Genomic DNA, 25,339 nt, shown 5'->3' with positions numbered 1-25,339 from the left:
CCCGGCCCGGGGCGCGCAGAAGTCATGCAGACCTACGTACCCAGACTGCCGTCTTTCGTGTCATCCACCCCGGCATGTACCCGCGCACGCGTGCCGGGCTTCGAGTGATGGGAACGAAGGGGAAGCAGAGGCGGCACCGCACCGGCAACACCTAGCGTCAGGTGATCGGCCCGACGGGGCCGCTCTCGCCGTGCGTGTCGTTCCCGGGGCGGCTGCCGACGGCCGCCATCCAGTTCGGCAGCGTGCTCCTCGCCGCCCGCACCAGCGGTTCCCCGTCCGCCGCGGGCCTGACCGGCGGTGCCCTCGCGCCCGGCCAGGTGGCCTGCGGCCCGCTGGTGGGGCGGCGCGCGGACCCGCACGGTCGGCGGAGGGCCGTGCTCGCGTCTTTGGCCGCGGCGAGCGCGGCGGCCGCCGTCACCTGCGCCATCGCCCTCCACGCGCGCGTGAGCGACCGGCCGGACGCCGCGCCTTCCGGCTGACGGACGCGGCTTCTCCCGGCCCACGTGGCCCTGGGCCGGGAGAAGCCAACAGCCACCGCCGACGAAACGCGACCTCTCCACCCGGCGAACACCCGACAGCCGGCCGATGGGCCCAGCCGCCGCAGGCGAACGCGCCCCCCGGCCGGCCGACGCGCGCCCACCCGGTGGCAGGCGGCGCCCCCCGGCCGCCCGATACGCCCAGCGCCGCCGGCGGACGCGGGCTTCCCGCAGAGGGAAGGGCAGCCGGCAGAGCGGTGCCGTCAGATCCGTCAGTCGGCGCAGGCGCAGCAGATACCGCCGTTCCTCCGCATCGCTGGTACCCGGCAGAACCCGGTCCAGGTCGGCGGCACGGGCGGGCACGATGCGGTGCCACTCGGCGTCGAGGCGGCCGCCGCCGCGCCAGACGGACACGCACCCGGCGATGTCCGCGTCCAGCAGCACCAGATCGACATCCTCCGGTTCCGCGCCCCGTGACTCCGCCGGGAAGGCCCCTCCGGGTGCTCCCGCCACGGCACGGCCACAGCGGTCCGTCGGTCACCCACCTCACCCACCTCACCCACCCGCCGCGATCGCCTCGCCTAAGCCGGCCGCTGCAGCACCGTCAGGCTGCGGTCCGGCAGGGTGAGCCGGTCGCCCGCCCCGACCTTCGCCCCGGTTCCGGGCGGGGTGCCCTCCGGGCGGGCCGTGTCGACCACGACCTGCCACTGCCGGCCGTGGTCGACCGGCACCAGGAAGTCCAGCGGTTCGGGGGAGGCGTTGAACATCAGCAGGAAGGAGTCGTCGGTGATGCGCTCCCCGCGCGGGCCAGGCTCGGAGATGGCGTTGCCGTTGAGGAACACCGTCAGCGCGGACGCCTGCGCCGAATCCCAGTCCTGTTGTGTCATCTCACTGCCCTCGGGGGTGAACCAGGCGATGTCGGACAGCTCGTCGTGGGTGCCCTCTACCGGACGGCCGTGGAAGAAGCGGCGCCGGCGGAGAACCGGGTGGTCCCGGCGCAGCCACACCATCGCGCGCGTGAACTCCAGCAGGTCCCTGTCGTCCTCGGGCCACCGCACCCAGGACAGCTCGTTGTCCTGGCAGTAGGCGTTGTTGTTGCCGCGCTGGGTGCGGGCGAACTCGTCGCCGTGGCTGATCATCGGCACGCCCTGGGAGAGCATCAGCGTGGCGATGAAGTTCCGCATCTGGCGGGCGCGCAGCCGCAGCACCTCCGGATCGTCCGTGGGGCCCTCCGCCCCGCAGTTCCAGGACCGGTTGTGGCTCTCCCCGTCCCGGTTGTCCTCGCCGTTGGCCTTGTTGTGCTTGTCGTTGTACGAGACGAGGTCGTGCAGGGTGAAGCCGTCGTGGCAGGTGACGAAGTTGATGGAGGCGAGCGGGCGGCGGCCGTCGTCCTGGTAGAGGTCCGAGGAGCCGGTCAGCCGGGAGGCGAACTCCGCGAGCGTCCGCGGCTCGCCCCGCCACAGGTCCCGGACCGTGTCCCGGTACTTGCCGTTCCACTCGGTCCACAGCGGTGGGAAGTTGCCCACCTGGTAACCGCCCTCGCCCACGTCCCACGGCTCGGCGATCAGCTTCACCTGGGAGACCACCGGATCCTGCTGCACCAGGTCGAAGAACGACGACAGCCGGTCAACCTCGTGGAACTGCCGGGCGAGCGTCGCCGCGAGGTCGAAGCGGAAGCCGTCGACGTGCATGTCGGTGACCCAGTACCGCAGCGAGTCCATGATCAGCTGGAGCACGTGCGGGGACCGCATGAGCAGTGAGTTGCCGGTGCCCGTGGTGTCCATGTAGTAGCGCGGATCGTCCGCGAGCCGGTAGTACGACGGGTTGTCGATGCCCTTGAAGGACAGCGTCGGGCCCAGGTGATTGCCCTCGGCCGTGTGGTTGTAGACGACGTCCAGGATGACCTCGATCCCGGCCTCGTGCAGCGCCCGGACCGCCGACTTGAACTCCAGGACCTGCTGGCCGCGGTCGCCCCAGGAGGCGTACGCGTTGTGCGGGGCGAAGAAGCCGATCGTGTTGTAGCCCCAGTAGTTGTTCAGGCCCATGTCGACCAGCCGGTGGTCGTTCACGAACTGGTGGACGGGCATCAGCTCCAGGGCCGTCACCCCGAGCCTGGTCAGGTGTTCGATGATCGCCGGGTGGGCGAGCGCCGCGTACGTGCCGCGGAGCTCCTCCGGGAGGCCCGGGTGCCGCATGGTCAGGCCCTTGACGTGGGCCTCGTAGATCACCGTGTGGTGGTACTCGGTGCGCGGCGGCCGGTCGTCGCCCCAGTCGAAGTACGGGTTGATCACCACCGAGGACATGGTGTGCGGCGCAGAGTCCAGGTCGTTGCGCCGTTCCGGGGCGCCGAAGTGGTAGCCGTACACCTCCTCGCCCCAGCGGACGGCTCCGCTGATCGCCTTCGCGTACGGGTCGAGCAGCAGCTTCGCCGAGTTGCAGCGGAGCCCGCGCCCGGGGTCGTACGGGCCGTGCACCCGGAACCCGTACCGCTGTCCCGGCATCACGCCCGGCAGGTACGCGTGCCGCACGAACGCGTCGCTCTCGCGCAGTTCCACCGCCGTCTCGGAGCCGTCGTCGTGCAGCAGACACAGCTCTACTCGGTCCGCGGCCTCCGTGAAGACCGCGAAGTTGGTTCCGGCGCCGTCATAGGTGGCGCCGAGCGGATATGCCTCTCCAGGCCAGACCTGCATGGATACGACTCTCCCAGGTGTGCCGCCCCCCTGGGGCCGCGTTGGCTTCCGAGTCTCCCCGAAAGTGACGGAACCTCCGGTGACTTACGTCCCTCTTACCCACCGACCAGTGCCTACGGCGTCTCTTGTACCCGCCGTGGGCCGAACCAGTGGGGCACACATACTCCCGGGGATCACGGGGAGTAGGGGGAAGACGTGCGCGAGACAGTGCACCGCCATCTGGGAAAAGTGATGGCCGGCGCGGCCGTCGCGGCGGTGGGGACCGCCGCGATGGTCGCGATCACCCTGCCGGGCACGGCGGGGGCGGACGAGTCGGGAGGAACCACAGGCGGCGGTACGCGGGCCGTGCGCCAGGCCGGTCAGGGACAGGACGCCATCCCTCCCGGTGTCGTCGAGCAGGCGCCCGCCGAGGGGAAGAAGGGCACCGGCCGGGACCCGCTGACCGGCGACGAGATCCGGCGCGTCGAGAGACTCGCCCTGGACCGGCAGCTGCTGACCACGGGCCAGGACGTCGACGGTGACCGCGGGCCGCAGCGCCTGAGCGTCGACCTCGCCGAACCCGAGGCCGACGAGGCGGACGACGCGGGCGCGCCCCGGAGGGCCGATGTGACCTTCTACGACTACCGGAACGACACCCTCGTCACCAAGACCGTCGACCTGGACACCGGGAAGGTCGAGAAGACCGGCACCCAGCACGGCGTCCAGCCGCCGCTGAGCCAGGCGGAGAACGCCGAGGCGGCCGGGCTCCTCATCGCCGATCCGCTGGGCGCGGGCCTGAAGGCGGACTACAAGGACGCCGTCGGCAAGGAGCTGACCTCCCCGGACCAGCTGCTGCTGAGCGGTGGCGTCTACCGGGCCGCTCCGGGCGCCCAGCCCGCGGTCCTCGACCAGTGCGGCGTGCACCGCTGTGTACGGCTGTTCACCAAGGTCAGGAGCGGGCCGTGGATCGACACCCGGTCCCTGGTGATCGACCTGAGCGCCCGCAAGGTCGCGGCCCTGGACCGCAGCTGACCGGGCTCCGCCCGCCCTTGACACCTGCACCTCCTGCACCTCCTGCAAGGGAGTCACCTCTTCATGCCCGAGTACAGAATCAGCCGTGCCCGCAAGGGAGCGGCCGCCGCACTGGCCCTGGCCGCGCTGGCCGCCGGCGCGACGACCGCCGCGGGACCGGCCGCCGCCCAGCCGAGGAGGGCTGCCGCGGCCGCCGCCGACTGCAGCGCCGCCTACCGGATCGAGCAGAAGCTCTCCAGCGGTACGACCTGGCGCATGTGCTGGCGCTACGACAGCAAGGCCGGACTCGTCCTGGAGAAGATCTCCTACCAGCCGAAGGGCGAGTCAAAGCCGGTCAAGGTCCTCAACAGCGCCCGACTCGGCCAGATCCACGTCCCCTATGACGACGGAAAACACGAGTTCGACGACCTGACGGGCGAGAACTTCGCCCAGGGCCTGATGAACCTGGCGCCCGGCGAATGCCCCGGCGGCACCATCAAGACCGTCAGGGTCCCCGACGCCCCCGACCCGGCGCACTCGAACGTCAAGGGCCTGTGCACCACCACCCGCTCCCGCGGCCACGCCTACCGCATGCAGGACACCTTCAACACGAACAAGCTCTACCAGGCGCAGGGCAAGGACTTCCTCGTCTACACGGTCAACCAGGTCGGCTGGTACGAGTACATCACCGAGTGGCGTTTCCAGGACGACGGCACCGTCGGCATGCACGTCGGCGCGACCGGCAGCCTCTCCTGGGACGACTACAACGCCCGCGACGGACGCGGCTGGCCCATCGGCAAGGGGGCCAAGGACTATTCCACCAGTCACAGCCACAACGTCTTCTGGCGCCTCGACTTCGGCCTCGACGGCTCGTCCAGGTCGAAGATCGAGCAGTACGACTCGGCCGTCAGCCCGCCCACCGGCCGGCAGGAGGGCCCGGCCACCAGGACCACCCGCACCAAGGTCACCAAGGAACTCGCCGGCGACTACAAGACCTACCGTTGGTGGCGGGTGGTCAGCGCGACCGGAAAGAACAAGGACGGGCACGCCCGTTCGTACGAGATCGTGCCCGGAGCCACCACCAAGTACCTCGGCCGCGGCTTCACCCAGCACGACGTGTACGTCACCGAGTACAACAAGTGCGAGTTGTTCGCCAGCAACAATCCGAGGTGCGCCCGTGGTTACCCGAAGTCCGTCGACAAGTGGGTCAACGGCCAGGCCCTCAGTCACCCGGTGGTCTGGATGAACGTCGGCTTCCACCACATCGCACGGGACGAGGACCAGCAGCCCATGCCGGTGCACTGGCAGGGCTTCGCCATCGCCCCGCGGGACGTCACGGCTATGAATCCGCTCACTCCGCGTGACCTCGCATGGCAGAACGGCCACTGGGAATGGCGTAGTTGAGGAGACCGGTTGAGAAACCGACCTGTCCATCCGGCTGCACCGCCGACCGCTCGCGGAGTACCCTTCCTTGATCGTTGAGACGGGGAAGGCCCGGGGGAGCGGAAGGCGGTGCACGGGTGGGCTCGGGAGGGCTGGAGCTGCCCCCTGGTGACGAGGATCACCAGGGGACATCCACAGACGTCCCGCCCGGCGCGGTGTCCCTGGCCCGGCCGATGGACGCGGGGTCCATCGGACCGGAGCTGGACTGGGACACCGACGCCTGGCGCGAGGTGCGCACCCGCGCCCAGCGGGCCGGCCGGGCCTACATCTGGCTGAACCTCGTCGAGCAGCGGCTGCGCGCGGTCGTGGCCGCGGTGCTGCGTCCCGTCTACGAACCCGTCCACGGCGACGAATGGGTGGTGGCCGCGGCCGGCCCGGCCGGGCAGGAGTGGGTGCAGCGCGCGGTCGCCGTCCGCGAAGTCAGCCGCCGCAAGGGCTACTTGCTCGACCCGGCCGACGACAACGTGCTCAGCTTCCTCACACTGCCCCAGCTGCGCGAGCTGATGGTGCAGCACTGGCCGTGCTTCGAGCCGTACTTCGACGAGCGCCGGGACCTCGAACTCGCCCTGGACGAGCTGGAGGTGACCCGCAACGTCGTGTCCCGCAACCGGGCCCTGTCCGAGGCGGTGCTGAGCCAGGCCGAGCGGGCCTCGGCGCGGCTGCTGGAGATGCTCGGCGCCGGTGGTGACGTGCCCTCCGCGCGGCGGCTGCCCGTGGACGCGGTCGAGGACCTGGTCGGCGACCGGTATGCCGACGTCGTCGCCGTCCACTCCGACCGGGTGCGCCTCATGCGCCAGTTCCCGGCCGAGGACATCTTCGGCGGGGCCCGCCGCCTCGACGCCATCGGGATCGGCCTCAACCTGCTGGTGCAGAACTTCTCCGGGCGCCGGCTGGTCCGGCTCGCCGAGTCCGGCTGCCGGGTGCGGCTGCTCTTCCTCAACCCGGCCTCCAGCTCGGTCAAGCGCCGCGAGCGTGAACTCGGGATGAAACGGGGTGAACTGAGCCGGTCCGTCGAGATGAACATCCTGCACATGCGCCGGGTCAGGTCCCGGCTGCGCGACCCGGGCGCCTTCGAGGTCCAGGTGTACGACGAGACGCCCCGCTTCACCGCCTACCTGGTGGACGGCGACGGCGCCGACGGCGTCGCCGTGGTGCAGTCCTATCTGCGCGGGGCCCGGGGGATGGAGTCGCCGGTGCTGGTGCTGCGCAACGGCAGTCGGCTGGTCAAGTCGGACAACGTGGGCGAAGCCGGGCTCTTCCCGACTTACCGCGAGGAATTCGAGCTGGCCTGGGCGGATTCGCGCCCGGTGTCCTGAACTGTCGGTGAGGGTAAGCGGAACACGGTCCTCGGATTGTCAGTGCCGCGTGCCATGGTGGAGGCCACTGGGGGAAAGCACCACCAAGAAGGGGGGCCACCCATGGGCTGGCACCGGGAGCTGCTGATCGGCTTCGACCTGGAGACGACCGGGACCGATCCGCGCGAGGCACGCATCGTCACGGGTGCGGTGATCGAGGTCAGGGCAGGTGAGCCCATGGGACACCGGGAATGGCTGGCCGATCCGGGCGTGGAGATCCCGGCCGACGCGGTCGCGGTGCACGGCATCAGCAACGAACGCGCGACGGCCGAGGGCCGGCCCGCCGACCAGGTCGCCGACGCCATCGCGGACGTCCTGGTCTCCTACTGGAAAGCGGGCGTCCCGGTCGTCGCCTACAACGCGGCCTTCGACCTCACCCTGCTCTCCGCGGAACTGCGGCGGTACGCCCTGCCCTCCCTCTCCGACCGACTGGGCGGCGCCCCTCCCGCCCCCGTCGTCGACCCCTACACCATCGACCGCTGGGTCGACCGCTACCGCCGCGGCAAGCGGAACCTGGAAGCGGTCTGCGCCGAGTACGGCATAGTCCTCGACGCGGCCCACAACGCCACGGCGGACGCCCTCGCCGCGGCCCGTCTGGCCGCGGCGATAGCCGACCGCCATCCGAAGATCGCGTCCCTGGGCGCCGCGGAACTCCACCACCGCCAGATCGAGTGGTACGCGGCCTGGGCGGCGGACTTCCAGGCGTTCCTGCGCCGTAAGGGGGATGCGGGCGCGGTGGTGGACGGGATGTGGCCGCTGCGGGAGTTGGCGGACGAGCGGGTCTGAGGGGCGGCACCGGCTCGGAACGGTTGTCCGAGCAGGGCGGTGCCGGCTCAGAACGGATACCAGCGCACCGTTTCGTCCCCGTCCCGCAGCGACGCGACCCGTCGCCGGAACTCGTCCAGCGCCTTGGGGTCGGACGGCGCGTGCTGGGCCACCCACGCACAGCTGGCCGTCTCCCGGGCGCCCCGCAGCACCGAACAGCCCTCCCACTCCCGCACATCCCACCCGTACGCCTCGGTGAAGGAGTCGTACGCCCCGGCCGGCAGCCCGTACCGGTCGCGGGAGAGGGCCATGACCACCAGGTCGTGCTCGCGCAGGTCGGTGGAGAAGGTCTCCAGGTCGACCAGGACCGGCCCGTCCGGCCCGATGTGCACATTGCGGGGCAGCGCGTCGCCGTGGATCGCTCCCGGCGTCAGACGCGGCGTCAGCGCGGCCGCCGCCGCCGCGAAGCCGTCCCGGCGCTCCCGGAGATAGGCCGCGTCCGCCGGGTCGATCGCCTCGCCCGCGAGCCGCAGCCAGCGCTCCACGCCGCCCAGCAGCTCGCGGTGCGGCAACGCGAAGGGAGGAGAGGGGAGCGCGTGCACGATCCGCAGCAACTGCGCCAGATCCCGCGGCTCGGCCGGCCGTACCGGGTCGGGCAGCCGGTGCCACACGGTCACCGGATGCCCCTCCACCAGCCGCGGCTTCGGCTCGGCCGCCCGCACCGCCGGCACGCCCGCCTCGGCCAGCCAGCCGGCGACGTCCAGCTCGCGCCGGGCACGCTCCAGCAGCTCGGCGTCGCGGCCCACTTTCACCACCAGGTCGCCGGCGGCGAACACCGCGTTCTCGCCGAGGGCGAGGAGCCGCGCGTCCCCGGCCGGGCCCGGCACCACCTCCGCCGCGGCCAGTACGTCCCGCGCCCGTGCCTCGTCCATCGTCGTGCCTCCGTGCCGTCTTCCCGTGCCGTCCGTGGGGCCCACCCGCGTGGGCCGGGTGCGGCCCGCTCCCGGTCAGTCTCGCATTCGCACAGGTCGGCCGGTGTGCGCGGTCCCTTGACGAGGTACCGGGCCTTCACGACCATGAACACGCCGACCCGGAGCGGGCAAAGGGGCTGATTCCGTGACAGCAGTGGCCGAAGCGCGGACACCACAGGCCCAAGCGCGGCGCCCGGCCGGCCGTCGCGGCGCCGATCGCGGCGCCTGGTTCCTGGTCCTGCCCGCTCTCATCCCGATCCTCGTGCTCAGCGTCGGCCCGCTGCTCTACGGCATCCTGCTCGCCTTCACCGACGCCCAGTCCGGCCGGACGGCCGCCACCCGGTGGATCGGCACCCTCAACTTCCGGGACCTGCTGCACGACACCCTCTTCTGGGAGTCGTTCCGCATCGGACTCGTCTGGGCGGTCGGCGTCACCGTGCCCCAGTTCCTGCTGGCGCTTGGCCTGGCCCTGCTTCTCCACCAGGGCTTACGCCTGAGGGGGCTGGCCCGCGCCCTGGCGATCGTGCCCTGGGCGATGCCCGAGGTCGTCGTCGGCATCATGTGGCGGCTCGTCTACAACCCGGACGCGGGCGTGCTCAACGAGACCCTGCGCGACCTCGGCCTCGGGGACGGCCGGGACTGGCTGAGCGGCCTGGCCACCGCGTTGCCCGCCGTGATCGTCGTCGGCGTCTGGGCGGGCCTGCCGCAGACCACGGTCGCCCTGCTCGCCGGACTGCAGAACGTCCCGCGCGAACTGAACGAGGCGGCCGCGGTGGACGGCGCGGGCGCCTGGCGCCGCTTCCGCGCGGTCACCTGGCCCGCGCTCAGACCGGTGGCCCTCGCCATCACCGCCCTCAACCTCATCTGGAACCTCAACTCCTTCGCCCTGGTCTACGTCCTCACGCACGGCGGACCCGGCGGAAAGACCCGGCTGCCGATGCTCTTCGCTTACGAAGAGGCGTTCCGGTACGGCCAGTTCGGCTACGCCGCCGCGATGGGCTGCGTGCTGGTGGCGGTGGTCTCGATCCTGCTCGCGGTGTTCCTGGCCGGCCGGCTGCGAGGGGGTGACGAGGCATGAGGACCCGCCGCGCCGCACGCGCCGGCCAGTACGCCGCCCTGCTCGGCTATCTGCTCTTCCTGGTCTTCCCGTTCCTGTGGCTGCTGTCCACCGCGCTCAAATCCCCGCGCGAGCTGGGCAGCCTGCATCCCACCTGGATCCCGCGCCACCCGACCCTGGCCAACGTCCGGCAGGCCTTCGCCGAGCAGCCGCTGGCGCACGCCACCCTCAACTCCCTGCTGGTGGCGCTCGCCACCGCCGTCGTCGCAGTCCTCGTCGCGACCCCGATGGCGTACGTCATGGCCCGCCATCGCACCCGGTCGGCCCGGGCCGCGACGGGGTGGGTGATGGTCAGCCAGGCGTTCCCCTTCGTACTCGTGATCATTCCGCTGTTCCTGGTGCTGAAGAGCCTGCGGCTGATCGACTCCCTGGCCGGACTGGTGCTGGTCTACGTGGTGTGGGCACTGCCGTTCGCGCTGTGGATGCTCGCCGGCCACGTCCGGGCGGTGCCCGCCGAACTGGAGGAGGCGGCGGCCGTCGACGGGGCGGGGCACCTGCGGACGCTCGTGTCGGTGACGGCCCCGCTGCTCGCGCCGGGGATCGCCGCGACGGCGCTGTTCGCCTTCGTCACCGCGTGGAACGAGTTCTTCTTCGCGCTGGTGCTGCTCAAGAGCCCCGGGAAGCAGACCCTCCCGGTCGTCCTCACCCACTTCATCGGTGCGGAAGGCGTGGCCGACCTCGGCCCGCTGGCCGCGGCCGCGTTCCTCGCCACGCTGCCCTCCGTGGCCGTCTTCGCGCTCGTCCAGCGGCGGATGTCGAGCGGCCTGCTCGCCGGGGCGGTGAAAAGCTGATGCGGACCCTCGGCAAGGCACTCGCGGTGCTCCTGCTGCTCCTCGCGGGCTGCTCGTCACCTGGTCACCATGGCGGCCCGACCACCCTGCGCTTCCAGTCCCTGGCCTGGCAGCAGGAGTCCGTCACCGCCAACAAGGACCTGGTGAACGAGTGGAACGCGACCCACCCGGACATCAGGGTCGAGTACGTCCAGGGCAGCTGGGACAGCGTGCACGACCAGCTGCTCACCTCCTTCGAGGGCGGCGAGGCACCGGACGTCATCCACGACGCCTCCGACGACCTCGCCGACTTCGCCTACGGCGGCTACCTCGCCGACCTGACCGACCTGCTGCCCGCCCGGCTCAGGTCCGGCATCCCGCAGAGCAGCTGGGACACGGCCACCTTCGGGACGGGCGTCTACGGCGTGCCGTTCCTCCAGGAGCCCCGGGTCCTGATCGCCGACGCCACCCGGCTGCGCGCGGCGAAGGTGCGTATACCGACGCCCGAACGCCCCTGGAGCTGGGCGGAGTTCCGACAGGCCACCAAGAAGCTCAGCGGGCCCGGCAGGTACGGAGTGGCCTGGCCGCTCAAGGAACCCGTCTCCGTCACGCTCAACCTGTCCCTGTCGGCGGGCGGCCGGCTCTTCCACCGGGACGCGGACGGCAAGGTCTCCGTGCGCTTCACCGCCGGGGACGCGGTCGTGCCCCGCACCATCCACGACCAGGTCGCCGTCGACCACAGCGCTCCCGCCTCGACGCTCGGCAGCGGCGGCTCCGACACGCTGCCCGGCTTCTTCGGCGGCCGGTACGCGATGGTCCCGCTGGGCTTCTCCTACCGCCAGCAGATCGTGCAGCAGGCCCCCGAGGGCTTCCCATGGGAGGTGCTGCCCGCCCCGGTGGGTGCCGACGGGCTCACCCAGGGCGTCAGCCCGCAGACCCTGTCCGTCTCCGCCGACTGCCCGCACAAGAAGGAGGCGGCCGCGTTCATCGACTTCCTGCTGCGGCCGAAGAACATGGTCCGCCTCGCGCTCGGCGACTGGATGCTGCCCACCGGAACCCAGGCGCTGAAGGACCCCGCACTGCACACCGCGAAGAACGGCTGGGCCACCGGCACCGCCCTCGCGGCCCGGCTCCGCCCGGCGCCCGCGCAGTCCGTCCGCGGCTACCCGGAATGGAAGGACAAGGTGGCCACCCCGGCCTACCAGGCTTACTACAGCGGCGACATCGGCCTCGCCGAGCTGCGCGGCCGCCTGGAGAGGGACGGCAACCTGGTGCTGGCCCGCTACCAGCGCTGAGCCGAGCGGTACCCACCGGTGCACCCGGCACGGAAAAGCGTTAGACGATACGTATCGTCTCGCATAGTCTCATCCTCATGACCGCACCCACGACGGCATCCACCGCCGCACCCGCCCACATCGCCATGTTCTCCATCGCCGCCCACGGCCATGTGAACCCCAGCCTGGAGGTGATCCGTGAACTCGTCGCCCGCGGGCACCGGGTCACCTATGCCATCCCGCCCGCGTTCGCCGACGAGGTGGCCGCCACGGGGGCCCGGCCGGTGCCCTACACCTCCACGCTGCCCGGTCCCGACGCCGATCCCGAGGCCTGGGGGAGCACCCTGCTCGACAACGTGGAACCGTTCCTGGACGACGCCATCCAGGCGCTCCCGCAGCTCATCGAGGCCTACGCCGGCGACGAGCCCGACCTCGTCCTGCACGACATCGCCTCCTACCCGGCCCGCGTCCTCGCCCACCGCTGGGGTGTCCCGGCGATCTCCCTGTCCCCGAACCTCGTCGCCTGGGAGGGTTACGAGGAGGAGGTCGCCGAGCCCATGTGGGCCGAGCCCAGGAAGACCGCACGCGGGCAGGCCTACTACGCCCGGTTCGAGGCATGGCTGGCGGAGAACGGGATCACCGACCACCCGGACCCGTTCGTCGGCCGCCCGGCGCGCTCGCTGGTGCTCATCCCCAGGGCCCTCCAGCCGCACGCCGACCGGGTCGACGAACGGGTCCACACCTTCGTCGGCGCCTGCCAGGGCGACCGGACCGCGCAGGGCGACTGGCAGCGGCCCGCCGGTGCCGAGAAGGTCGTCCTGGTGTCCCTCGGCTCGGCCTTCACCAAGCAGCCCGCCTTCTACCGTGAGTGCGTGCGCGCCTTCGGGGACCTGCCCGGCTGGCACCTGGTCCTCCAGGTCGGCGCGCATGTGGACCCCGCCGAGCTGGGACACATACCGGCTGGTGTCGAAGTCCACAGCTGGGTACCGCAGTTGGCGATCCTGCGACAGGCGGACCTGTTCGTCACACACGCGGGTGCCGGTGGCAGCCAGGAGGGGCTGGCGACCGCCACGCCGATGATCGCCGTCCCGCAGGCCGTCGACCAGTTCGGCAACGCCGACATGCTCCAGGCGCTCGGCGTCGCCCGGCAGCTGCCCACCGAGGAGGTGACCGCCGACCGCCTTCGTGAGGCCGCCCTCGCCCTGGTGGAGGACCCCGAGGTCGCTCGCCGCCTGAAGGACGTCCAGGCGGAGATGGCACAGGAGGGCGGCACCCGGCGGGCGGCGGACCTCATCGAGGCCCAACTGCCCGGAGACCACCGGAGCTGAAGAGCCGTCAGAGGTACGCCGTCGTGTCGAGCCGTGCCTTGTAGACGACCGCGCCTGCCCGGGCCCTGGCCACGCCGCTCTTGTCGAAGTGGACGTACTTGGTCCCGAAGGCGTTGCCGCCCGGCACCGCGCCGGTCCACATCTGCTCGCCGGAGGAGTGGTGCACATACGACTTCACCAGCTTGCGGGAGTGCAGGGTGGTTCGCTTCATGGTCGACTTGTCGACGGCGTACACGCCGTTGGTGTCGGTCACCAGCAGCCGGCCGGGGTGCTGGTGGTCCGGCTGCAGATCGTGCGGGTGGTGGAAGCCGGTGAGCCGGCGTCCGGTGTCCTCCACCAGCTTCGCCGAGTTCGCCGTCGTCACGATCCGGTACGCCGTCAGTACCGAGCCGCCCGCCGCCCACATCCGCTCCAGCCGTGGGTCCCACAGCAGCCCGTGCGCCTGGAAGAACGGGATCGGCGCACCCGCCCGGACCAGCGAGCCGCTGTGGCCGCCGGCGGGCCGGAACACGTGCAGGCTGCCGCCCTTGGCCGTACCGCCGCCCGCTCCCTTGCTGCGGCCCGCGACGACGACCACACCGGTGCCCGGGGCCCGCTCGATGGCGTGCGGGTAGTTGGGAATGTCCGCGGACCACAGCAGCTTCTTGTCCCGGCGCCGGTAGATGCTCGCCGTCCCGCTGCCCGGGGTGCCGGTGACCGCGAGCAGGATCTGCCCGTCGGCGTGGGTGTCGCGGAACCGGTGCTCCATCGGATGGCCCGAACCGGCCGGGTTCAGCTGCCACTTGATGTGGGCGTCGGTGAAGGGCTTGTTGCGGTCGAAGAGGTAGATCCTCCCGGAGCTGACGTCCCCGATGAGCACGTTGAACGGGGCGGGCGCCGCCGATCTCTGCGGTGCCGCCGTGCTCTGCGGTGCGGGTGCCGCGGTCAGCAACCCGGCCGCCGGCACGGCCAGCGCGCCCTTCAGTAGACTCCGCCTGTCCATGTGGTGCCTCCCCCGTGACGACTGACGTCCATGGTCCGCATGGTCAGAGGATGGAACAGGGCCCCTCGGTTCCCGGGAGAACCGAAGGGCCCTGTGTCGACGGGCGGAATCAGACCGTCAGCCGCTCGCCCTCCTCGCGCACGGGCCGCGCGATCGCCTCGGGCGCCTCGTCGTGGGTGAGGTCCGGCAGCCGGTGCAGCCACCTGGGCAGGTACCAGTTGCGCTCGCCGAGCAGCGCCATCACCGCAGGCAGCAGCACCCCGCGGATGACCGTCGCGTCGATGAGGACGGCCGCTGCCAGGCCCACGCCCATCTGCTTCATGGACTGCATGGACAGCGTGCCGAAGATCGCGAACACGGCGACCATGATGACCGCGGCGCTGGTGACGACCCCGGCCGTGGTGACCACGCCGTGCCGGATCGCGTCCTTGGTGTCACGGCCACGCAGCCGGGCCTCGCGGATCCGGGAGACCACGAACACGTGGTAGTCCATGGACAGTCCGAACAGGATCACGAAGAGGAACAACGGCAGCCAGGTCACGATCGCGCCGACCCCCTCCGCGCCCACCAGCGAGGCACCCCAGCCGTGCTGGAAGACGGCGACGAGGATGCCGTACGCGGCGGCCACCGACAGCAGGTTGAGCACGATCGAGGTGATCGCGATGGTCAGTGAGCGGAAAGACAGCAGCATCAGGAGGAAGGCGAAGACGACCACGAAGGCGAAGACCGGGACGACCGAACCCATCAACTGGTCGTTGAAGTCGTGGTTGCCCGCGACCTGTCCGGTGACCGGCGCCTGCACACCGTCGACCTTGCCGAGCGTGGCGGGTCGCACCTCGTCGCGCAGCTTCTCGAGACTCTCCGTCGCCTTGTCCATGTCGGAGCCGCCGACCAGCGGCACGGACACCAGGGCCACGTTCTGCGCGTCGTGCAGTCTGATGTCGACCGGACCGCGCGAGGCGCCCGAGGCGATCGCCTCCTTCTTGAAGTCGGCCAGTGCCTGGCGCACTGCGGGGGCGTTGATGTCCTTGGCCTTGACGACGACCTGGGCCGGTTCGCTGCCGCCCGGGAAGGCGTCGTTGATGCGGTTGTAGGTCTGCACGATCGGCAGCGAGTCGCCGAACTCCTGGTCCAGGGTGAGCTGCTGGGTCTTCATGCCGAGCGCGGGCGCGGCGATCGCCAGCAGTACGCCGGCCGCGACGAGGACGGAGACCAGCGGCTTGGCCAGCACGCCCCGCAGCACGGCCGTCCAGAACCGGCTCCCGCCATCGGTGCCGTGCTGCCGTCGCCGGCGCCGCAGGAACGGCAACCGGCCCTTCTCGACCCGCTCGCCGAGCAGCGACAGCAGTGCGGGCAGTACCGTCACCGACCCGACCATGGCGACCGCCACCACCATCAGGGAGGCCAGGCCCATCGCCTCGAACTCGGCGAGCCCGGTGAACAGCATGCCCGCCATCGCGACACACACGGTGACGCCGGAGACGACGATCGCCCGGCCACTGGTGGCGGCGGCGATCCTGAGCGCGGTGCTCGCGTCCCGCCCGGCGGCCCGCTCCTCCCGCTCACGGCGCAGGTAGAACAGGCAGTAGTCGACGCCGACGGCCATACCGACCAGCAGCATCACGGAGTTGGCGGTGTCGCTCATCGGCTGGAGATGGCTGACGATACCCATCAGGCCCATCGTCGCCATGATGGCGGTGATCGCGAGGGCCACCGGCAGCAGCGCCGCCACCAGCGCCCCGAAGGCGATCAGCAGGATGCCGAGGGCCACCGGCACGGCCGAGTACTCGGCCTTCTGGAAGTCGTTCCCGAAGGCGTCCTTGTACTGCTTCTGCATGCTGGCGCCGCCGATCTCCTCGATCCGCAGCGAGCCGTGCTCCTTCTGCACCGCGGCGACGGCGTCCAGCACCGGCTCGATCCGGTCGGCGGCCGTCTCCGCGTCGCCGCGCACGTCGAACTGCACCAACGCGCTGCGGCCGTCTCGGGAGATGGTGTGTGTGTCGTACGGCGAGGTCACGTCGGTGACCTTCCCGGTGCCGTCGACGGCCTTGACGACATCGGCGACGGCGGCCCGGAACTCGCCGCTCGTGGCCTTGACGGCGCCGCTCTTTGACTGGATCAGGACGGTCTCTCCGGCCGGCTCCTCGATCCCCGCGTCGTCGATGATCCGTGCCGCGGTGTGGGTCTCGCCCTTGAGCTGGTCGCTCTCCTCCACGTCGACCCGGCCCGCCGCCGAGCCCAGCCCCATCGCCAGAACGACGAACAGCACCCATATGCCGACGGCCGCCCAGCGGTGCCGGGCGCTCCAGCCGCCGGCGCGGGCGGCCAGCCCCCGCACCTCTGTGTTCCCCATGACGGGTATGCCCCCTCGTGTGCGGTGACGGCCCCCTGCCGCCACGTCTTCGCTTGCTCCGCTTCGACGCTATGGGCCCGATGACGACGTCTCGTCGTGCTGCCCGGTGAAGTACGGCGGGCCCGGGTCACCGCTGGGGAGGACGACGGCCCCTTACATCTATCGGTGGTTCTCCGGGACGCGCCTCAGGGATACCCGTGTCCGGTCCGCCGACAGAGATCCACTTTGTGACGACGAAAGCTTGTTGAACAAGTCACAGCTGCGTGTAGGAGTTGATCCGCGCCCGGCTGATCGGCCAGAGTTTCGCGCAACCCGGCGCACGCCGGGCGCGGTCGTCGTGCCCACCCCCACGGGGCACGACGACCGCTCTAGGCTGGCCGGATGACGACCTATGCGGCGCTGCTGCGCGGAATCAACGTCGGCGGCGGCAAGAAGCTCCCCATGGCCGATCTGCGCGCGCTCATCACCGGCCTCGGCCACACCGGCGTCCGTACCCATCTGCAGAGCGGTCAGGCCGTCTTCACCGCCGACCGGGGCGACGCCGAGTCCCTGGCGGCGGAGCTGACCCGGGCGATCGAGGAACGCTTCGGGTTCCCGGTCGACGTGCTCGTGCGCGACCACCCCTATCTGAAGGCGGTCGCCGAGGCCTGCCCCTTCCCGGCCACCGGCCTGGAGCCCAAGCAACTGCACGTCACGTACTTCTCCCTACCCGTCACCCCGGACCGTTTCGCTCGGATCGACCCGGCCGCCCACCTCCCCGAGGAGTTCCGGCTCGGCGACCGCTGCCTGTACCTGTACGCCCCGGACGGCCTCGGCCGCTCCAGGCTCGCCGAGGTGCTGGCCCGCCCCCGGATCACCAAGGGGCTGATCGCCACGACCCGGAACTGGAACACCGTGCTCAAGCTGGTCGAGCTGACGGCTCCGGGAGCGTGACGGTCCGCGGACCGGATCCGGCCGTGTGCGAGACGATCTGAGCGCGGGGCCCGCAGCGCCGGGCGGTCGAATCCCTGCCGGTCGCGGAGCCGGTCGCCATGGCCGGCAAGGCCGCACCACAAGGCGGTTGATACGGCCCGGTGCCGGGCCGCTCGCGGCCGACGCGCGTACGAAGGGGACGGGGGAACGGTGGACGACTTCACGGGGGATGCCGGCCGGCGGCTGGCCGAGCGGTTCGAGACGGACCGGACCCACCTCATGGCCGTGGCGTACCGGCTGCTCGGCTCGGCCGCCGAGGCCGACGACGCCCTGCAGGAGGCCTGGCTGCGGGCCCGGCAGGCCGACATCGAGGCGGTCGAGAACCTCACCGGCTGGCTGACCACCGTGGTCACCCGGGTCTGCCTGAACCTGCTGCGGGCCCGCCGCAACCGGCGCGAGGAGTTCTTCGACGCCTACGACAGCGCGGACGAGCCACGGGCCGCGGACCCCGAGGCCGGCGACCCCGTACGCGAGGCCCTGCTCGCCGACGAGGTCGGCGTCGCGCTGCTGGTCGTCCTCGACACCCTGGGCCCGGCCGAGCGGGTCGCCTTCGTGCTGCACGACATGTTCGCGGTGCCCTTCGACGAGATCGCCCCGCTGATCGGGAAGGCCCCGGCCGCCACCCGGCAACTGGCCAGCCGCGCCCGACGCCGGGTGCAGGGCCGCCCGCCCGTGGCCGCCGCCGACGCCGGGCGCCGTCGTGCGGCCGTCGAGGCGTTCCTGGCCGCGACCCGCGGCGGTGACTTCACGGCCCTGGTCGCCCTGCTGGACCCGGACGTCGTGCTGCACGCCGACGCGCTGGTCGTGCCCACACCCGAACCGATCACCGTCCAGGGCGCCGGGCCCGTCGCCCGCGGGGCGATGGCCGCCATGGCCCGCGCCCGGTTCACCGGGACCGCCCTGCTCGACGGCCGGATCGGCCTGGTCATGGCGCCGCACGGTCGCCCACGCCTGGTCCTGGCCTTCACCTTCGGCACAGACAACCTGATCACCCGGATCGACGTCGTGGCGGAGCCGGACCGCCTGCGCGAGACGGAGATCGGGGTCGTGGGCGCCGGCCGCCGAGCGGGATCAGCCCATGGAATGGGGCATGGAAAGGGTCGGAGAATGGGCCGGGACTCTGCGCCATCGCCGGACTAGCGTCGCCGCCATGACGCACAGCCTCAGCCGCACCTCCCCCCGTCCCGCCCCGACCCGGGTCGACTTCTCCTTCGACCCGGCCTGCCCCTTCGCCTGGATCACCTCCCGCTGGCTGCTGGAGGTCGAGCGGCTGCGCCCGCTCGACCTGCGGTTCCATGTGATGAGCCTGTACCTGCACAACGTCGGCAATGAACTCCCCGACTGGTACCGGGACTTGGTCGACCGCTCGATCGGGCCGGTGCGGGTGGCCGCGGCCGCCGCGGAACTGCACGGCGAGAAGGTGCTGCGCGACCTGTACACCGCTTTCGGGAGCCGGATCCACGAGAACGGGATCAAGGACTTCGACCTGGTGGTCACCGAGGCGCTGGCCGAGCTGGGCCTGTCCGCCGGCCTGGCGGCCGCCGCCCACGACCCCGCGTACGACGACGCGGTGCGCCGCAGCCACACGGCCTGGGCCGAGCCGGAGTCGGGCGGCTACGTGGGCACACCCACCCTCCACGTCGACGGCACGGTGTGGTTCGGGCCGGTGCTGCGTGCCGTTCCGCGTGGCACCGAGGCGGCAGAACTCTTCGACAGCGTGCGGGTGTTGGCCAGGCACCCCGACTTCTTCGAACTCAAGCGCACCCGCACCCGCGGCCTCCGCTTCGACTGATCGGAGGACGGGTTGGCCGATAAGTGTCCCTCCGGCGCGGAGTTCTCGCCGCACGTGTGACACGCGGGCCGTGACCGGCGCAGAACGAAGAGCCCCCGCGGTCCGACGTCACAGGGGAACGCCGGAGCGTGGGGGCCGTTACCACGTACCCGCTCCCGGATGGCCCGGCTCGCCGAACTCCGCGAAAATCCCGCACGCTGTTCCTAGGCTGAAGCGCGCGGAACGGCCGCAGCGGGACGGATGAGGGAGACGGGCAGGCCATGGCCTTCACACGGGCGCACCGCTCAGCTTCCCCGGTGGCATCCAGCGCCCGGGCAACGCACACCGGTCACCCGGACGGTGGCGATTTTCGGCCTACTGGGCGCCAACCCGGCCGTCCACGGCATCGGGCCCACGAAAGGGCCCCGACCGCGGTCCACCCGACGTCACCCCCACGACAACGCCTGCAGGCCATCCGTGAGCGGACCGCCGGCATCGGTAACGTCACCGCCCCCGGACGCGCCCGCACCGAAGCCGCAGAGCACCCAGACCCCGACAGCCGCTCAGGACCCCCCAGCGCCCTGAGGGCCAGAAGCGAGGACAGCACATGAGCACGTACCACTCCGGAAATGTCAACGGGCCGGTCGGCTTCGGCGACCACGGCCGGGCCCGCACGGGCAACCGCGCCCTGGACCTGGAGACGCTGATGGACATCGCCGACCGGCTCACCGAGACGCTGCGCGCCGAGTACCCCGAGCTGGTCGGCCAGGGCGAGATCATCCAGCGCGAGCTGGCGTTGTCCGCCGAGGACGGCCTGCCGCCCAACCGGGGCCGGATCCGTTCCGCGCTGGAGAACATCGCCATCAGGGCGGCGGCCGGCACCGGCAGCCTCACCTTCACCCAGCAGCTCACGTACGCCCTCGACCTGTGACCGGCCCGAGCCGGCACGGGCGCGACGGCCCTCGTCAGGCGCCGAGGGCCGCGAGGGCCGGCCGGACGGCGGCGTCGTAGCGTCCCAGCAGCACCCGCGCCACCTCCGGGGCCGGACCCAGCACGTCCGCCAGCACGTCCGCCCCGGCCGCGCCCCGCGCGATACGGTCCGGCAGGAAGCCGGGGGCCAGGACGTACGGCGCGACGGCGACCCGCTCACAACCGAGGGCACGCAGTTCCCGTACGGCGTCCTCGGTACGGGGGAACCCCGCGGGAGAGCCAGCGGAGGCGAACGCAGGCCGCACGGCACACCAACCGGTGTGCCACCACTCCCGCGCGATGTCGGCGATCACTGCGATCGCCTCCGGGTCGGTGGACCCCGCCGAGGCCAGCACGACCCCGGTCGAGGACTTGTCGGCGGGCGTCAACCCCGCCTGGTACAAGCGCCGTTCCAGCGCCGACAGCAGCAGCGGGGACGGGCCGAGCACCCCCGCCTGCCGGACCCGCAGCCGCGCCGGCGCCTCCCGCAGCACGGCGGGAATGTCGGCCTTGGCGTGGAACGCGCGGGTCAGCAGCAGCGGCAGGGTGACGACGTCCCGTACGCCATCCGCCGCCAACGACTCCAACGCCCCCGGCACCGACGGGACGTTGAAGTCCAGGAAGCCTGTCTCCACGCGCAGGCCCGGCCGCAGCGACCGTACCCGCTCCACGAGGGCGTGCACGGTCGCGGCGTGCCGCGGATCGCGGCTGCCGTGGGCGATGACGAGGAGGACGGGCTTGCTGTGCATGGACGTCAGCTCTTCACCAGCAGGCCGCGGCTGCGCAGCACCCACCGCTCCAGCGGACTGAAGATCAGCAGGTCGATGGCGATGCCGACGAAAAGGATCAGGAAGATCGCTTCGAAGACCATGGACATGGAGCTGGCGTTGCGGCCGTTCTCCAGCAGGGCGCCCAGACCGATGCCCAGGTCGGGGGAGGAGGCGATGATCTCGGCCGCCATCAGCGAGCGCCAGGAGAAGGCCCAGCCCTGCTTCAGACCCGCCAGATAGCCGGGCAGCGCGGCCGGCAGGACGATGTGCCAGGCGCCCCTCAGACCCGTCGCGCCCATCGTGCGGCCCGCCCGCAGGAACAGCGGCGGCACCTGGTCGATGCCGGAGACCAGGCCGTTGGCGATGGACGGCACGGCGCCGAGCAGGATCACCGCGTACATCATCTTGTTGTCCAGGCCCAGCCAGATCACGGCCGGCGGCACCCACGCCACCGACGGCAGCGACTGCAGACCGGACAGCACCGGGCCGATGGCCGCACGCAAGAACTTCACCCGGGCCACCAGCAGGCCCAGCGGGGTGCCGATGGCCAGCGCGAACAGGAAGCCCAGCAGACCGCGCGAGACGCTGGTCCAGATGTAGCCGAGCAGCTTGCCTTCCAGCCAGGCGTCCTTGAACTCGTCGCCCACGTCGGCGGGGGAGGGCAGCTTCGTCGGGTCGTCGACGATCTTGAACGAGATCAGCGCCTGCCACAGCACCAGCACCACCGCGGTGGCGACGATCGGCGGCAGGATCTTGCCGGTGAAGACCTGCCGGAACGGCGTCCGGCCGACGACACCGGCCTCCAGGGCATCCAGGCCCGCCTCGACGCTCGCGGCGTCCTGCAGGACGGCCTTCGTCGTGTCAGTGCTGGCCATGACGGCGGATCTCCCCACGCAGGACTTCGGTGATCTCGAGGGACAGTTCGGCGACCGGCGCGTCCTCGATGCGTCGTGGCTGCGGGATGTCCACCTGCCACTCGCGGGCCACCCGGCCCGGGCGGGACGACAGCAGCACGACCCGCTGGGCCAGCCGCACCGCCTCGCGCACGTTGTGCGTGACGAACAGGACGGACAGGCCCGTCTCCTCCCAGATGCGGGTCAGTTCGTCGTGCAGCAGGTCGCGGGTGATCGCGTCCAGCGCCGCGAACGGCTCGTCCATGAGCAGCAGCTGGCTGTCCTGGGCGAGCGCGCGGGCCATGGCCACGCGCTGCCGCATACCGCCGGACAGCTCGTGCACCCGCTTGCCGTACGAGCCCTGCAGCCGGACGAGTTCGAGCAGTTCCTCGGCCTTGCCGCGCCGCTCGTTCTTCGGAACCCCCTGGAGCCTGAGGGCGAGTTCGATGTTCTTGCCCGCGGTCAACCACGGGAACAGGGCGTGCTCCTGGAACATCAGAGCCGGACGCCCGTCGGTCGTGATGCTGCCCGCGGAGGGCTGGTCGAGACCCGCCACCAGGTTCAGCAGGGTCGACTTCCCGCAGCCCGAGGCCCCCAGGAGGGTGACGAACTCACCCGGCGCGACATCGAGGCTGATGTCGTCCAGCACGAGTTGCTGCCCCCCCGGTCCCGCGAACGACTTCGAGACGTGCTCGATACGCGCCGCCTGCTCCACGGACTCGGCCGCCTTGGCGAAGGTCGTGGCCATGGTCGTCACCTCCTGGGAACTCATCGGCTACGGGTTACTTGACGCCGAGGCCGGCGTCGTCGACGGCGGCCTCGCCCTCGGCCTTGCGGACCTTGTTCAGGAGGGTGAGGTCATAGATGCCCTCCAGCTTCGGCTCCTCCAGCAGGCCGGCCTTGACCGCGTGCTCCGCCTCGGTGCTGAGGGTGGCGGCCAGTGGGTCGTCGGTGAACTGGATGGACTTCCACGCCGGGTCCAGGACGTCGGCCGGCAGCGCTTTGCCGGAGTCCGACTCCAGCTGCTTGTTCGCGGCGGCCTTCGCCTCGTCCGGGTTGGCGTTGATCCACTTGTTGGCCTCGGCCGAGGCCCTCAGGACGGCCTCGACCGCCTTCGGGTGCTCCTTGAGGAACGCCTGCCGCACGATGATGTTCGTGATCACGAACTTCTTGTCCGGCCACAGCGACGCCTCGTCCAGCAGCACCTTGCCGCCCTCGGCGACCAGCTTCGACGCGGTCGGCTCCGGCACCCAGGCACCGTCGACGGAACCGGCCTTGAACGCGTCCGGGGTCACCTTGTTGTCGGTGCGGACGACCGACACATCACCCCTGCCGCTCTGCGCGTCGACCCTCCAGCCCTGCTCGGCCACCCAGTTGAGGAACGCCACGTCCTGCGTGTTGCCGAGCTGCGGCGTCGCGATCTTCTTGCCCTCGACGTCCTTCAGGGACTTGATCTTCTTCGGGTTGACGACAAGCTTCACACCGCCCGACGCCGAACCGCCGATGATGCGCAGGCTCCTGCCGTCGGACTTGGTGTAGCCGTTGATCGCCGGGGACGGGCCGATCCAGCCGATGTCGATCGAGCCCGAGTTGATCGCCTCGATCTCGGACGGACCGGCATTGAACAACTGGTAATCGGCGTGAGTGGCGCCCAGCTCCTTCTGGAAGAAGCCCTTCTGTTTGCCGACCAGCGCGGTGGCGTGGGTCAGATTGCCGAAGTAGCCGATCTTGACGGAGCCGAGCCCGTCGATCTTCTTGGCCCCGGCGGCGACCTTGGCGGTGTTGTCGTCCTTGGCCTCGGAGCCGTAACCGCAGGCGGCGAGCGCGAGCAGGGGAAGTGCGGCGAGCGCGGTCATCCCGCGGCGAAGGAGTGTGGAGCGGTTGGCAGGCACGGGAGGCTTTCCTCTCGTTGGCCCGGCGGTCACGGTCTCTCAGGTCGTGGCCGGGAAGTCGGCAGGTCTTCGTTCACGGCGGTGGGGGGTGAGGGCGCGCAAGCGGTGCGCGTACGTCAACGCACACATCGCGCCACCCCGCCCTGCCCGCTGCCGAGGGCGCCGCTGCCGACGCGGCCGCCCTCCTTCGCGAACATCGAGTAGAAATCGGTCGTCTGCATGCTCAGAAGTCCCAACCGTCTTCCTCGGACGCGTCGGTGACCGGCTCGGGGGACGCGAACGACTCGCCGACCATGCCCGCGGTGAGCGTGGTGCCGTCGTTCGGATCGATCAGGATGAACGAGCCGGTGCGCCGCGAGTCGGAGTAGGCGTCGACCGGCAGCGGCTCGGCGGTACGGATCTTCACGCGGCCGATGTCGTTGGCGATGAGCTGTCCCGGGTGCGGGTGCAGGGACAGGTCGTCGAGCGTGAGCCGGGACGGGATGTCCTTGACGATCGCCTTGACCGTGCGGGTGCCGTGCTTGAGCAGCACCCGGTGGCCGACGGTGAGCGGCGCGTCGGCGACGTGGCAGACGGTCGCCTCCACGTCCTGGGTGGTGGCCGGCGCGTCCTTCGTCGGTACGATCAGGTCGCCGCGCGAGACGTCGATGTCGTCCTCCAGCAGGACCGTCACCGACTGCGTCGTCCACGCCACGTCGACCGGCTCGCCGAGCAGGTCGATGCCGGAGATCCTCGTGGTCCGCCCGGACGGCAGGACCGTGACCTCCTCGCCGACCCGGAAGGTGCCGGCCGCGATCTGGCCCGCGTAGCCCCGGTAGTCCGGGTGCTCGGTGGTCTGCGGCCGGATGACGTACTGCACGGGCAGGCGGGCGTGGCAGTGCGCCAGGTCGTGGCTGACCGGCACGGTCTCCAGGTGCTCCAGCACGGTCGGGCCGCCGTACCAGTCCATGTTCGCGGAGGGCTCCACCACGTTGTCACCGGCGAGCGCCGAGATCGGGATCGCGGTGACCTCGGGGACGCCCAGCTCGGTCGCGTACGCCGTGAACTCCTCCGCGATCGCGGCGAACACCTTCTCCTCGTACCGGACGAGGTCCATCTTGTTGACGGCGAGGACGACGTGCGGGACGCGGAGCAGGGCGGCGATGGCCGCGTGCCGGCGGGTCTGCTCGACCACGCCGTTGCGGGCGTCCACCAGGATCACCGTCAGCTCGGCCGTGGACGCACCCGTCACCATGTTGCGGGTGTACTGCACGTGTCCGGGCGTGTCGGCCAGGATGAACCGGCGGCGGGGCGTGGCGAAGTAGCGGTAGGCCACGTCGATGGTGATGCCCTGCTCGCGCTCGGCGCGCAGGCCGTCGGTGAGCAGTGCGAGGTCCGGGCCCTCCTGCCCACGGCTCGCCGAGGCGCGCTCCACCGCCTCCAGCTGGTCGGTGAGGATCGACTTGGAGTCGTGCAGCAGCCGCCCGACGAGGGTGGACTTGCCGTCGTCGACGGAGCCGGCGGTGGCGAACCGCAGCAGGGTGGTGGCCGAGAGTGCCTCGGTCGTCGTCGTGGTCAT

General features: G+C 71.3%; 22 protein-coding genes. 13 read left to right on the top strand and 9 right to left on the bottom strand.

Features of this window, described 5'->3' with window-relative positions; all coding sequences use genetic code 11:
* Positions 1 to 161 precede the first annotated feature (161 nt).
* Complete coding sequence (locus ABZ079_RS09060; protein WP_356938756.1) at positions 162 to 479, top strand: hypothetical protein; 318 nt, start codon at positions 162 to 164, stop codon at positions 477 to 479.
* 578 nt (positions 480 to 1,057) lie between these two features.
* On the opposite strand, the gene glgX is transcribed toward ABZ079_RS09060, so the two are convergent.
* The gene (glgX, locus tag ABZ079_RS09055) at positions 1,058 to 3,166 is read right to left on the bottom strand and encodes a glycogen debranching protein GlgX (protein ID WP_356938755.1); all 2,109 of its coding nucleotides are present in this window, start codon (positions 3,164 to 3,166) and stop codon (positions 1,058 to 1,060) included.
* A gap of 195 nt (positions 3,167 to 3,361) precedes the next feature.
* Here glgX and ABZ079_RS09050 point away from each other — a divergent pair, with 195 nt between their 5' ends.
* From ABZ079_RS09050 to ABZ079_RS09035, 4 genes are all read left to right on the top strand, one after another.
* Positions 3,362 to 4,177: a Tat pathway signal sequence domain protein gene (locus ABZ079_RS09050; RefSeq protein ID WP_356938754.1), complete on the top strand. Its 816-nt coding sequence runs from the start codon at positions 3,362 to 3,364 to the stop codon at positions 4,175 to 4,177.
* Positions 4,178 to 4,240: 63 nt separating this feature from the next.
* The gene (locus tag ABZ079_RS09045) at positions 4,241 to 5,560 is read left to right on the top strand and encodes a copper amine oxidase (protein WP_356938753.1); all 1,320 of its coding nucleotides are present in this window, start codon (positions 4,241 to 4,243) and stop codon (positions 5,558 to 5,560) included.
* 116 nt (positions 5,561 to 5,676) lie between these two features.
* On the top strand, positions 5,677 to 6,915 hold the full coding sequence (locus ABZ079_RS09040; protein WP_356938752.1) for an SAV2148 family HEPN domain-containing protein: 1,239 nt from the start codon (positions 5,677 to 5,679) through the stop codon (positions 6,913 to 6,915).
* Positions 6,916 to 7,017: 102 nt separating this feature from the next.
* Entirely contained in the window at positions 7,018 to 7,740 is a 723-nt protein-coding gene (locus tag ABZ079_RS09035) for a 3'-5' exonuclease (protein WP_356938751.1), read from the top strand.
* 47 nt (positions 7,741 to 7,787) lie between these two features.
* Here the strand turns inward: ABZ079_RS09035 and ABZ079_RS09030 are convergent, their stop codons facing one another.
* On the bottom strand, positions 7,788 to 8,651 hold the full coding sequence (locus ABZ079_RS09030; protein WP_356938750.1) for an aminoglycoside phosphotransferase family protein: 864 nt from the start codon (positions 8,649 to 8,651) through the stop codon (positions 7,788 to 7,790).
* A 184-nt stretch (positions 8,652 to 8,835) separates the two neighbouring features.
* On the opposite strand from ABZ079_RS09030, the gene ABZ079_RS09025 reads away from it, so the two are divergent.
* The 4 genes from ABZ079_RS09025 (at position 8,836) to mgt (ending at position 13,179) form a co-directional block, all read left to right on the top strand.
* Positions 8,836 to 9,768, top strand: a complete 933-nt coding sequence (locus ABZ079_RS09025) for a sugar ABC transporter permease (RefSeq protein ID WP_356938749.1) — start codon at positions 8,836 to 8,838, stop codon at positions 9,766 to 9,768.
* Complete coding sequence (locus tag ABZ079_RS09020; RefSeq protein WP_356938748.1) at positions 9,765 to 10,598, top strand: carbohydrate ABC transporter permease; 834 nt, start codon at positions 9,765 to 9,767, stop codon at positions 10,596 to 10,598. Before ABZ079_RS09025 ends, ABZ079_RS09020 begins: the two co-directional genes overlap by 4 nt.
* Positions 10,598 to 11,872 carry an extracellular solute-binding protein gene (locus ABZ079_RS09015; RefSeq protein ID WP_356938747.1) on the top strand — a complete coding sequence of 425 codons (1,275 nt, stop codon included), beginning with the start codon at positions 10,598 to 10,600 and terminating at the stop codon, positions 11,870 to 11,872. Before ABZ079_RS09020 ends, ABZ079_RS09015 begins: the two co-directional genes overlap by 1 nt.
* 77 nt (positions 11,873 to 11,949) lie before the next feature.
* A complete protein-coding gene (gene mgt, locus ABZ079_RS09010; protein ID WP_356938746.1) occupies positions 11,950 to 13,179 on the top strand; it encodes a macrolide-inactivating glycosyltransferase in 1,230 nt (409 codons plus the stop codon).
* A 7-nt stretch (positions 13,180 to 13,186) separates the two neighbouring features.
* Here mgt and ABZ079_RS09005 read toward each other — a convergent pair whose 3' ends face one another.
* Entirely contained in the window at positions 13,187 to 14,161 is a 975-nt protein-coding gene (locus ABZ079_RS09005; protein ID WP_356938745.1) for a hypothetical protein, read from the bottom strand.
* A 109-nt stretch (positions 14,162 to 14,270) separates the two neighbouring features.
* The gene (locus ABZ079_RS09000) at positions 14,271 to 16,514 is read right to left on the bottom strand and encodes an MMPL family transporter (RefSeq protein ID WP_356938744.1); all 2,244 of its coding nucleotides are present in this window, start codon (positions 16,512 to 16,514) and stop codon (positions 14,271 to 14,273) included.
* 381 nt (positions 16,515 to 16,895) lie between these two features.
* On the opposite strand from ABZ079_RS09000, the gene ABZ079_RS08995 reads away from it, so the two are divergent.
* The 4 genes from ABZ079_RS08995 to ABZ079_RS08980 all read left to right on the top strand — a co-directional run bounded on the left by ABZ079_RS08995 (position 16,896) and on the right by ABZ079_RS08980 (position 20,188).
* The gene (locus ABZ079_RS08995; protein ID WP_356938743.1) at positions 16,896 to 17,447 is read left to right on the top strand and encodes a DUF1697 domain-containing protein; all 552 of its coding nucleotides are present in this window, start codon (positions 16,896 to 16,898) and stop codon (positions 17,445 to 17,447) included.
* Between the two features lie 258 nt (positions 17,448 to 17,705).
* Positions 17,706 to 18,626 carry a sigma-70 family RNA polymerase sigma factor gene (locus ABZ079_RS08990; RefSeq protein ID WP_356938994.1) on the top strand — a complete coding sequence of 307 codons (921 nt, stop codon included), beginning with the start codon at positions 17,706 to 17,708 and terminating at the stop codon, positions 18,624 to 18,626.
* A gap of 10 nt (positions 18,627 to 18,636) precedes the next feature.
* The gene (locus tag ABZ079_RS08985; protein WP_356938742.1) at positions 18,637 to 19,278 is read left to right on the top strand and encodes a DsbA family protein; all 642 of its coding nucleotides are present in this window, start codon (positions 18,637 to 18,639) and stop codon (positions 19,276 to 19,278) included.
* A gap of 586 nt (positions 19,279 to 19,864) precedes the next feature.
* Positions 19,865 to 20,188 carry a hypothetical protein gene (locus ABZ079_RS08980; protein ID WP_356938741.1) on the top strand — a complete coding sequence of 108 codons (324 nt, stop codon included), beginning with the start codon at positions 19,865 to 19,867 and terminating at the stop codon, positions 20,186 to 20,188.
* Between the two features lie 34 nt (positions 20,189 to 20,222).
* Here ABZ079_RS08980 and ABZ079_RS08975 read toward each other — a convergent pair whose 3' ends face one another.
* The 5 genes from ABZ079_RS08975 to ABZ079_RS08955 all read right to left on the bottom strand — a co-directional run bounded on the left by ABZ079_RS08975 (position 20,223) and on the right by ABZ079_RS08955 (position 25,339).
* Positions 20,223 to 20,975 (bottom strand): sirohydrochlorin chelatase, encoded by a 753-nt coding sequence (locus ABZ079_RS08975; RefSeq protein ID WP_356938740.1) that lies wholly within the window; start codon positions 20,973 to 20,975, stop codon positions 20,223 to 20,225.
* A gap of 5 nt (positions 20,976 to 20,980) precedes the next feature.
* Complete coding sequence (locus ABZ079_RS08970) at positions 20,981 to 21,871, bottom strand: ABC transporter permease (protein ID WP_356938739.1); 891 nt, start codon at positions 21,869 to 21,871, stop codon at positions 20,981 to 20,983.
* On the bottom strand, positions 21,858 to 22,661 hold the full coding sequence (locus ABZ079_RS08965; RefSeq protein WP_356938738.1) for an ABC transporter ATP-binding protein: 804 nt from the start codon (positions 22,659 to 22,661) through the stop codon (positions 21,858 to 21,860). Before ABZ079_RS08965 ends, ABZ079_RS08970 begins: the two co-directional genes overlap by 14 nt.
* A 10-nt stretch (positions 22,662 to 22,671) precedes the next feature.
* The gene (locus tag ABZ079_RS08960; protein ID WP_356938737.1) at positions 22,672 to 23,781 is read right to left on the bottom strand and encodes an aliphatic sulfonate ABC transporter substrate-binding protein; all 1,110 of its coding nucleotides are present in this window, start codon (positions 23,779 to 23,781) and stop codon (positions 22,672 to 22,674) included.
* 223 nt (positions 23,782 to 24,004) lie between these two features.
* On the bottom strand, positions 24,005 to 25,339 hold the full coding sequence (locus ABZ079_RS08955) for a GTP-binding protein (protein ID WP_356938736.1): 1,335 nt from the start codon (positions 25,337 to 25,339) through the stop codon (positions 24,005 to 24,007).

The sequence above is a fragment of the Streptomyces sp. NPDC006314 genome, from assembly GCF_040613075.1.
GTDB lineage: Bacteria > Actinomycetota > Actinomycetes > Streptomycetales > Streptomycetaceae > Streptomyces.
Note: the sequence above shows the minus strand (reverse complement) of the source record. Positions and strands in the feature narration are given on the sequence as shown.

What these genes read in the sequence shown, in the direction of transcription:
- ABZ079_RS09015 (WP_356938747.1), top strand. Translation starts at nt 10,598, where the DNA reads ATGCGGACCCTCGGCAAGGCACTCGCGGTGCTCCTGCTGCTCCTCGCG.
- ABZ079_RS09020 (WP_356938748.1), top strand. Translation starts at nt 9,765, where the DNA reads ATGAGGACCCGCCGCGCCGCACGCGCCGGCCAGTACGCCGCCCTGCTC.
- ABZ079_RS08985 (WP_356938742.1), top strand. Translation starts at nt 18,637, where the DNA reads ATGACGCACAGCCTCAGCCGCACCTCCCCCCGTCCCGCCCCGACCCGG.
- glgX (WP_356938755.1), bottom strand. Translation starts at nt 3,166, where the DNA reads ATGCAGGTCTGGCCTGGAGAGGCATATCCGCTCGGCGCCACCTATGAC.
- ABZ079_RS09000 (WP_356938744.1), bottom strand. Translation starts at nt 16,514, where the DNA reads ATGGGGAACACAGAGGTGCGGGGGCTGGCCGCCCGCGCCGGCGGCTGG.
- mgt (WP_356938746.1), top strand. Translation starts at nt 11,950, where the DNA reads ATGACCGCACCCACGACGGCATCCACCGCCGCACCCGCCCACATCGCC.
- ABZ079_RS08955 (WP_356938736.1), bottom strand. Translation starts at nt 25,339, where the DNA reads ATGACCACGACGACGACCGAGGCACTCTCGGCCACCACCCTGCTGCGG.
- ABZ079_RS08980 (WP_356938741.1), top strand. Translation starts at nt 19,865, where the DNA reads ATGAGCACGTACCACTCCGGAAATGTCAACGGGCCGGTCGGCTTCGGC.
- ABZ079_RS08965 (WP_356938738.1), bottom strand. Translation starts at nt 22,661, where the DNA reads ATGAGTTCCCAGGAGGTGACGACCATGGCCACGACCTTCGCCAAGGCG.
- ABZ079_RS09005 (WP_356938745.1), bottom strand. Translation starts at nt 14,161, where the DNA reads ATGGACAGGCGGAGTCTACTGAAGGGCGCGCTGGCCGTGCCGGCGGCC.
- ABZ079_RS08995 (WP_356938743.1), top strand. Translation starts at nt 16,896, where the DNA reads ATGACGACCTATGCGGCGCTGCTGCGCGGAATCAACGTCGGCGGCGGC.
- ABZ079_RS08990 (WP_356938994.1), top strand. Translation starts at nt 17,706, where the DNA reads ATGGCCGTGGCGTACCGGCTGCTCGGCTCGGCCGCCGAGGCCGACGAC.
- ABZ079_RS09030 (WP_356938750.1), bottom strand. Translation starts at nt 8,651, where the DNA reads ATGGACGAGGCACGGGCGCGGGACGTACTGGCCGCGGCGGAGGTGGTG.
- ABZ079_RS08975 (WP_356938740.1), bottom strand. Translation starts at nt 20,975, where the DNA reads ATGCACAGCAAGCCCGTCCTCCTCGTCATCGCCCACGGCAGCCGCGAT.
- ABZ079_RS09045 (WP_356938753.1), top strand. Translation starts at nt 4,241, where the DNA reads ATGCCCGAGTACAGAATCAGCCGTGCCCGCAAGGGAGCGGCCGCCGCA.
- ABZ079_RS08970 (WP_356938739.1), bottom strand. Translation starts at nt 21,871, where the DNA reads ATGGCCAGCACTGACACGACGAAGGCCGTCCTGCAGGACGCCGCGAGC.
- ABZ079_RS09035 (WP_356938751.1), top strand. Translation starts at nt 7,018, where the DNA reads ATGGGCTGGCACCGGGAGCTGCTGATCGGCTTCGACCTGGAGACGACC.